The sequence below is a fragment of the Dietzia sp. KRD202 genome (genome assembly GCF_017168155.1).
GTDB classification, from domain to species: Bacteria; Actinomycetota; Actinomycetes; order Mycobacteriales; family Mycobacteriaceae; genus Dietzia; species Dietzia kunjamensis.
Map to the genome: position 1 here is coordinate 184,863 of NZ_JABFAN010000019.1, position 7,585 is coordinate 192,447.

Annotated in this window: 6 protein-coding genes; 4 read left to right on the plus strand and 2 right to left on the minus strand. The window is 71.2% G+C overall.

Annotation, left to right across the window (positions count from 1 at the left end):
* The first annotated feature begins 222 nt into the window (after nucleotides 1-222).
* Nucleotides 223-1,656: an MFS transporter gene (locus tag J1M64_RS16495; RefSeq protein ID WP_206474872.1), complete on the plus strand. Its 1,434-nt coding sequence runs from the start codon at nucleotides 223-225 to the stop codon at nucleotides 1,654-1,656.
* A 104-nt stretch (nucleotides 1,657-1,760) separates the two neighbouring features.
* Here J1M64_RS16495 and J1M64_RS16500 read toward each other — a convergent pair whose 3' ends face one another.
* A complete protein-coding gene (locus J1M64_RS16500) occupies nucleotides 1,761-2,267 on the minus strand; it encodes a MarR family winged helix-turn-helix transcriptional regulator (protein ID WP_132061509.1) in 507 nt (168 codons plus the stop codon).
* Between the two features lie 72 nt (nucleotides 2,268-2,339).
* On the opposite strand from J1M64_RS16500, the gene J1M64_RS16505 reads away from it, so the two are divergent.
* The 3 genes from J1M64_RS16505 to J1M64_RS16515 all read left to right on the plus strand — a co-directional run bounded on the left by J1M64_RS16505 (nucleotide 2,340) and on the right by J1M64_RS16515 (nucleotide 5,844).
* Nucleotides 2,340-2,684, plus strand: coding sequence for a hypothetical protein (locus tag J1M64_RS16505; RefSeq protein ID WP_206474873.1), 345 nt, complete (start codon nucleotides 2,340-2,342; stop codon nucleotides 2,682-2,684).
* 163 nt (nucleotides 2,685-2,847) lie between these two features.
* On the plus strand, nucleotides 2,848-4,398 hold the full coding sequence (locus tag J1M64_RS16510; protein ID WP_206474874.1) for a succinate CoA transferase: 1,551 nt from the start codon (nucleotides 2,848-2,850) through the stop codon (nucleotides 4,396-4,398).
* Nucleotides 4,399-4,434: 36 nt separating this feature from the next.
* The gene (locus tag J1M64_RS16515) at nucleotides 4,435-5,844 is read left to right on the plus strand and encodes an acyclic terpene utilization AtuA family protein (protein WP_206474875.1); all 1,410 of its coding nucleotides are present in this window, start codon (nucleotides 4,435-4,437) and stop codon (nucleotides 5,842-5,844) included.
* A 48-nt stretch (nucleotides 5,845-5,892) separates the two neighbouring features.
* Here the strand turns inward: J1M64_RS16515 and J1M64_RS16520 are convergent, their stop codons facing one another.
* Nucleotides 5,893-7,500: a class I adenylate-forming enzyme family protein gene (locus J1M64_RS16520; RefSeq protein WP_206474876.1), complete on the minus strand. Its 1,608-nt coding sequence runs from the start codon at nucleotides 7,498-7,500 to the stop codon at nucleotides 5,893-5,895.
* Nucleotides 7,501-7,585 lie beyond the last annotated feature (85 nt).

Below are 7,585 nucleotides of genomic sequence, written 5' to 3' on the forward strand. Positions count from 1 at the left end.
GCGTCTCGCCCGTCACCCTAGGGACGCCCGCGGCGGTGCGCTTCCGGTCCGGCGGTGCCGGGTTCGCCCGGCCGCGACGTGATCCGGATCACCGACCATCCACTTTCGGGTGTATCCAGTGTGGCCCCAGTCACATACCTTTTGCTCAATCGACGTTCACTCGTCGGGGAACACGTCCCGCGCCAGGGCCCCGCCCGGCGCCCCACGAGACTTGGAGTTGTCTTGACAACCACGAACCTTCCCGCCGGGGGTGCGGCGCCACAGTCGCCGAACCCGTCAGCGGAGCCCAGGAAGACCTCGCTCGCGAAGGTGGCGGCGGCCTCCTCGATCGGCACGACGATCGAGTGGTACGACTTCTTCATCTACGGCACCGCCGCGGCGCTGGTCTTCCCCACTCTGTTCTTCCCCGGCCAGGATGCGGCGGCCGCGACACTCTCGTCGTTCGCGACCTTCGCCGTCGCGTTCTTCGCGCGCCCGGTCGGCGCCGCGCTCTTCGGCCACTTCGGCGACCGCATCGGTCGTAAGCGCACCCTGGTGTGGACCCTGTTCATCATGGGCATCGCCACCGTGTTCATCGGCCTACTCCCCGGGTACGGCACCGGGGCCTTCGGAATGTTCGAAGGCGGCATCGGCATCTGGGCCCCGACGCTCCTCGTCGTCTGCCGCTTCTTCCAGGGCTTCGCGGTCGGCGGCGAGTGGGCCGGGGCGACCCTGCTCACGGCCGAGTACGCGCCGCAGGGTAAGCGCGGGATGATGGGGATGTGGCCGCAGCTGGGCGTCGCCTTCGCGTTCTTCCTCTCCTCGGGCACGTTCCTCATCTTCTCGCTGGTCGCCGGCGACAGTTCTGACGTCAACAGCCCGTTCATGCAGTACGGCTGGCGTATCCCGTTCCTGCTGTCCGCCGTGCTCGTGCTCATCGGCCTGTGGATCCGCATCTCCATCGAGGAGACCCCGGTCTTCAAGCAGGACCGGGCCCTGGCCTCCGAGGACGCGGCACCCAAGACCCTGCCGTTCGCTGATGCGCTCCGCTACCAGTGGAAGGAGATCCTCATCGCCGGTGGCGCGCTCACCTCGCTGTTCTCCCTCTTCTACATGGGCACCTCGTTCCTCACGAACTACGCCACCAAGAACCTCGAGCACACCCGCCCGTTCGTCCTGGGTATGGGCATGATCGCCGCCCTGATCTTCGGCGCCGCGATCGCGATCTCGGCCATGTACTCCGACCGGATCGGCCGCAAGAAGGTCATCGGCACCTCGGTGGCGCTGGCCGTGGTCTGGGCGCTGTTCGTGTTCCCGATCCTCGACACCGGGTCGCCGATCGCGTTCGCCATCGTCCTCTTCGTCACGCTCATCATCTTCGGCATCGCCTACGGCCCGGCCGGCGCACTCCTGCCGGAGCTGTTCCAGGCCCGGTACCGCTACACCGGCGCCGGCCTCGGCTACAACCTCGCCGGCATCCTCGGTGGCGCACTGCCGCCGCTGGCCGCCGCCGCGATGGTCGCCGCGGGCAACACGCTCGGTGTCGGGATCATGCTCTCGTTGCTGTCCGCCATGTCCATGCTGTGCGTGGTGGCCATGACGGAGTCGAGCAAGAACGTGATGAACGCGGATGCCGAGATGACCGAGGACCGCACCCTCGCCACCGAGGTGCCCTGATCCACACCTGACGGAACCCCGGAGCTCACGGCCCCGGGAGATTCCCTCCCCCGAACAGCCGCGCCCGGCCCCACCCGAGAGGGGGCCGGGCGCGGTGTCGTATGTCAGAAGTCGCCGGCGGACCGGCGCAGCGCGGCGATGGCCTCGATGAGCGCCACCTGCTCGCCCTCGTCCATCCCCGGGTCGGCGAACACGCCGGAGTTGAGCGCCGCGGTCGCCTCGGCCACCACCTGCCTGCCCGCGTCCGTGATCTCCACCAGGGTCGTCCGCCCGTCCGTGGGGTGCGGTCGTCGCTCCACCAGCCCGGCGTCGAGCAGGCGCTTCATGGCGCTGGTGACGCTGGTGACGTGCACCTGGAGGCGCTCCGACGCCTTGGTGATGGGCAGCGACCCCGAGCGGGAGAAGGCCAGCAGTCGGAGGAGTTCGTACCGGGGGAACGACAGGTTCCACGGACGGAGAGTGTCCTCGACCCGGGCCAGGAGGATCTGGTGCGCCCGCATCACCGAGGTCACCACCGTCATCCCCTGCGCGGCATCCGTCCAGCCCTCTCGCTCCCAGTTGGCGCGGGCCTGGTCGATGCGATCGGGGATCGGGGCGGTCCTGGGGGGCAAGGCTCACTCCTGTCGGACGCGGCGGTGGGATGATGGGCAGTCTATCCACACCAACCAGGAGGTTCAGGCACCGTGGCCGATTCCGATGCCGAGTTCCCGCCGGTGGCGACGACGGCCGCGGTGCCCCGGGTCCACGACCGCGCGGCGCAGGTGATCGCGGCCGCCGGCGCCCGGGTGCCGGACGCCCGTGGGGGAGCGGTGTTGGCGGTGGCAGGGGCCGGTGACCCGGGCGGCCCGCCCACGGTGGCGCGGGTCGCCGGAGGGTGCGGGGGCGGGCGCCGGGTGCTGCTCGAGGGTAGGGCCGCGGTCCGCTCCGACGGCGTTCGCCCCACGCATCTCCTCGTATGGGCGTCCGGCCCCGACGGCGGGGAGGTGCTGGTCCTGGTGGAGCGGGGGGACCGGGGAGTCTCGCCCTGACCCGCGGACGGCGCTACGGCGGGGGAGATCGGGTTCGAGGCGGTCCGGTTGGATGCCGATCGGGTCGTGTCCGGCACCCTGGCCTGAGGGCGCCCACTCCGGCCGGGGGTGGGGCCTGGATCGCGAGTCGGGGTCCCGGACGGCCCGGCGATAGGCTCCGCGTATGAGCACCTCCGTCCAGCAGCGGGGCACCGCGTACGACCCCTCACGCATCCGCCATCCCCACTTCCGTGGGCTGGTCACCGACGCGGCCTCCGCTGTGGAGCGGATCGCCGATGGTGACACGGTGGCGATCAGTGGGTTCGCCAGCGCGGGCACGCCCAAGGCCTTCGCGCCGGCCCTCGCCGAGCGCATCCGTTCGGTGCGGGCGGCTGGTGGCGACTTCAGCGTCAACCTGCTCACCGGTGCGTCCGTGGCGAACGAGGCCGAGGCGCTGCTCGCCGAGGTCGACGGAATCGCACTGCGGATGCCGTATCAGAGCGAACCGACGGCCCGCGGCAAGATCAACTCCGGCGAGATGGACTACGTGGACGTCCACCTCTCGCACGTGGCGCAGCAGGTGTGGCAGGGCTACTACGGCGACGTGGACGTCGCGGTGGTGGAGGTCTCCGCGATCACCGAGGACGGCAAGCTCGTCCCCGCGATGTCGGTGGGCAACAACAAGACTTGGCTCGACGTGGCGGACAAGGTGATCCTCGAGGTGAACTCGTGGATCCCGGACGGCGTCGAGGGCATGCACGACATCTACTACGGCACCGCGCTCCCGCCGCAGCGCAGGCCGATCATGCTGTCGCGGGCCGACGACCGGATCGGCCAGCCCCTGCTCGAGGTGGACCCGGCCAAGGTCGTCGCCGTGGTGCCCACCGACCAGCGGGACTCCGCGAGCGCCCTGACCAAGCCGGACGCGGTGAGCGACGCCATCGCGGGCCACGTCCTGGAGTTCTTCCACCACGAGGTCGCCGGCGGCCGGATGCCGGCGGGCAGTCTCCTCCCGCTGCAGGCGGGGATCGGCAACGTGGCCAACGCCGTCCTCGCCGGGCTGGCGGCGGGGTCGTTCTCCGATCTGACCTGCTACTCGGAGGTCATCCAGGACTCGATGCTCCAGCTCATCCGGCAGGGCACGGTCGCCCACGCCTCGGCGACCGCGTTGGCCCTGTCCGAGGACGGGCTGACCGAGTTGGTGGACAACTTCGAGCTGTACCGCGACCACATCACGCTGCGTCCGCAGGAGATCAGCAACCACCCGGAGATCGTCCGGCGACTGGGGATAGTCGGGATGAACGGCATGCTCGAGGCCGACGTCTACGGCAACGTCAACTCCACCCATGTGGGCGGGACCCGGATCATGAACGGAATCGGCGGGTCCGGCGACTTCACCCGCAACGGGTACGTGTCGATGTTCCTGAGCCCGTCCACGGCCAAGAACGGGGCCGTGTCGGCGATCGTCCCGATGGTCCCGCACGTCGACCACACGGAGCATGACGTCCAGGTGATCGTCACCGAGCACGGTCTCGCCGACCTGCGGGCGCTGAGCCCGCGCAAGCGGTCGCGCCTCGTCGTGGACCGGTGCGCCGACCCGGCCTTCCGGCCCCTCCTGCACGAGTACCTCGATCGGGCCGAGGCCCGTCCCGACGCGGGCAACACGCCGCATATCCTCGAGGACGCCTTCTCGTTCCACGCCCGCCTCGCCGCCACGGGGAGCATGCTGGGGTAGGCGCCCACCGCTGATCGACAAGGAGTCCGAGGATCGATGACGAGTACCCGAAGTCCCCTGCGCATCGGCAACGTCTCGGCGTCGCGGGCCGATCGCGCCACGGCGACGGCCGAGTTCCTCACGGCCGCGACCCTGGACGTCCTCGCGCTCGACATGCTCTCGGACGAGGCGATGCTCGAACTCGCAGGGCAGCGCGCGACGGGCGGCCCGGGTTACGAGGCGGCGGCGCTGGTCCAGATCGGCGAGTGTCTCGAGCGGCTCGGAGCCGGGGGAGTGCGGATCGTCACCAACGCCGGCGCTCTGGACCCGGAGGGGCTCGCATCCGCACTGCGTGAGCTGGCCCGCGAGTCGGGGGTCGAGCTCGCGGTGGCCAGCGTCGACTCCGGGGACGTGACGCACAGGGCGGTCGATCTGGGTCTCGGTCAGGTCGACGTCGCGACGGTGCGTCACGGCGCGTTCGGCATCTCGCGAGCGTTGGCTGCCGGTGCCGTCGTCGTCGTCACCGGGCGCGTCAGTCGCGAGGCGCTCGTCGTCGGCGCCGCGGCGGCCCACCACGGCTGGACCCCGTCCGCCCTGGACGCCCTGGCCGGATCGGTCGCGGTCGGGCACGTGCTCTCCGGTGGCCCCGGCGCGACGGGGGTCGTCGACTCCACCACCGACGTCACCCGCACCACCGATCCGGTCACCGGCGGGTACCCCATCGCAGAGATCGCCGACGACGGGTGCGCGGTCGTCACGCGCCATCCGTCCGCCTTCGGGTCGGTCACCGTGGGGACCGTCACCGACCAGCTCCTCGACGGCGTGGCCGGGGCCCGCTACGCGGCTCCCGACGTGGTGTTGCGGCTCGACTCGCTCCGCCTGGCACAGGAGGGCACGGACCGGGTCCGCATCAGCGGGGCGCGCGGGGAGCCGGCCCCGCCGGTCGTGGCGGTGGTGGCCATGACCCGGGGAGCCCGGGAGGACCGGCGTCCCGTGCGGATCGCCCGCCCCCTGCCCCAGGAGGAATCGGGGCACTCGGTCGTCATGCCCGACGGCACCCGCGTCGCGATCCCGGTCCCGCCGGAGACCGCACCCATCGGGCCGGGCGAGCTACCGACGCCGTGGTCCCCGGGCGCCGTCCCGGGCGGGGAGCCCGTCACCGCCGTCCTGGGCTCGGTCGCGAGCGTGCGCCGCGGCGTGGTCGGCCGCGGGGTCAACATCGCGGTGTGGACATGGGACGACTCCGCGTTCGCCTGGCTGGCCGGGGAACTCACCGTCGAGCGGATCCGTGAGCTCATCCCGGGGCTCGACGGTATGGACATCCGGCGCTACCTGCTGCCCAATCTCCGGGCGGTCAATCTCGTCGCCCGCCCGCCACGGGGCGAGGTACTGCGGCCGGGGCTCGGAGCCGACCTCGCCGCCGCCCGCCTGGAGATCCCCGGCGAGCTCCTGGAGGTCGGCCCCTGACCCGGTGTCGACCCCTGACCGAGGTGATCGGGGGCCGACTCGGCCCTGTCAGCGCGCTGCGCGCAGCTCGACCTTCCGGATCTTCCCGGTCGCCGTGCGGGGGATGGCGTCGACCACGACGACGTCGCGTGGCCGGTGCGAGGAGGAGAGACGCTCCGCGCCGAACTCCATGACCGAGCCCTTGAGATCGTCCTCTGCCGGCGCGCCCTCGGTGGGCACCACGACCGCGATCACGAGCTCGCCCCACTTGGGGTCCGGGCGGCCGACGCAGGCGACCTCGGCGACGTGCGGGTGGTCCATGAGGACCCGCTCCACGTGCAGCGAGGAGACGTTCTCGCCGCCGGACTTGACGATGTCCTTGACGCGGTCGGCGAACCACACGACGCCCTCGGCGTCGATGCGCCCGAGATCACCGGAGTGCAGGCGGCCGCCCACGAACGCCGCGGCGTTGGCCTCGGGGTTGTTCCAGTAGCCCTCCATCACCGTCGGTCCGCGGTAGACGATCTCGCCGTCCTCGCCGACGGGCATGAGCTCGGCACCGCCCGGTTCGCTGATCCGGTTCTCCGCGATCGGCGTGGGGTAGCCCCAGGAGTCGGACTTGTCGGGGCCCAGCTCGGGCCACTGCATGACGGTGGCCGGGGTGCACTCGCTCATCCCCGAGGCCAGCACCATCCTGGCGTCCGGGAGCGCGGACTCCAGGCGTCGGCGCATCTCCTCGGACATCGGGGCCATGGCGTAGAGCAGGAACCGGATCGAGGAGAGGTCGAGGCCGCGGTCGGTGCCGTCGGCGAGGGCCTCGAGCATGAGGGGCAGGCCCACGAGGTGGGTGGCGTGCACCCGGGCGACGGTGTCGGCGTACTGGACCGGGTCGAAGCCCGGCAGGAGGTGGACGGTCGCGCCCATGGTGACGGCGGACAGCAGGACCCCGTTGAGGCCGGCGGTGTGGAAGAGGGGGAGCGGGCACACGGTGACCGAGCCCTCGGCGCCCCAGTTGAGGCCGAAGAGGGCCCCGTTGCCGAGCGCGGCCATGGTCACCGCGAGGTGCGAGGTGAGGACGCCCTTGGGGCGTGAGGTCGTACCGGAGGAGTAGAGGCACTGCACGACCTGACGGTCGCCGATCACCGTGTCGGGATTGGTGTCGTCGTCGGCCAGGAGGTCGTCCCACCCGATCAGCTCGGGACCGTCGGCGGTGGCCTCCAGGCCGTCGGGGACGCCTCCGACGACGACGACGGTGCGGATCGCGGGAATGGCGGCGACCGCTCCCATCACCAATTCTGCGAGTGAGCCGTGGACGACGAGGATGCGGGTGCCCGAGTCGGTCAGGGCGTGCGCGATGTTCTCGAGCCCGGACAGGAGGTTGATGGGCAGCGAGACCATCCCCGCCTTGGCCGTCCCGAAGTAGGTGGCGACGAACTCGCGGCAGTTCGTCGACAGGATCGCGACCGGCTCCTCCGCCTCGATCCCGTGCGCGGTCACCCCGTGGGCGAACCGGTTGGAGATCGCCTCGAGTTCGAGATACGTCCACGACCCGGCATCGTCCGTGAGCGCGGTCCGGTCCGCGAACGTGGCCGCCGCGCGGGTGGGGAGGTCACCCACCGAGCAGCGGCGGGCCAGGGCGTGGTCGACGGGATCGATTCCGGTGAGATCTAGGCGCACGGTGTCTCCGTACTGTCTCTTATACACATCTGACGCTGCCGACGACCGCATAAGCAGAGACTCATCGTCCTCTCCGAAGCCGCAA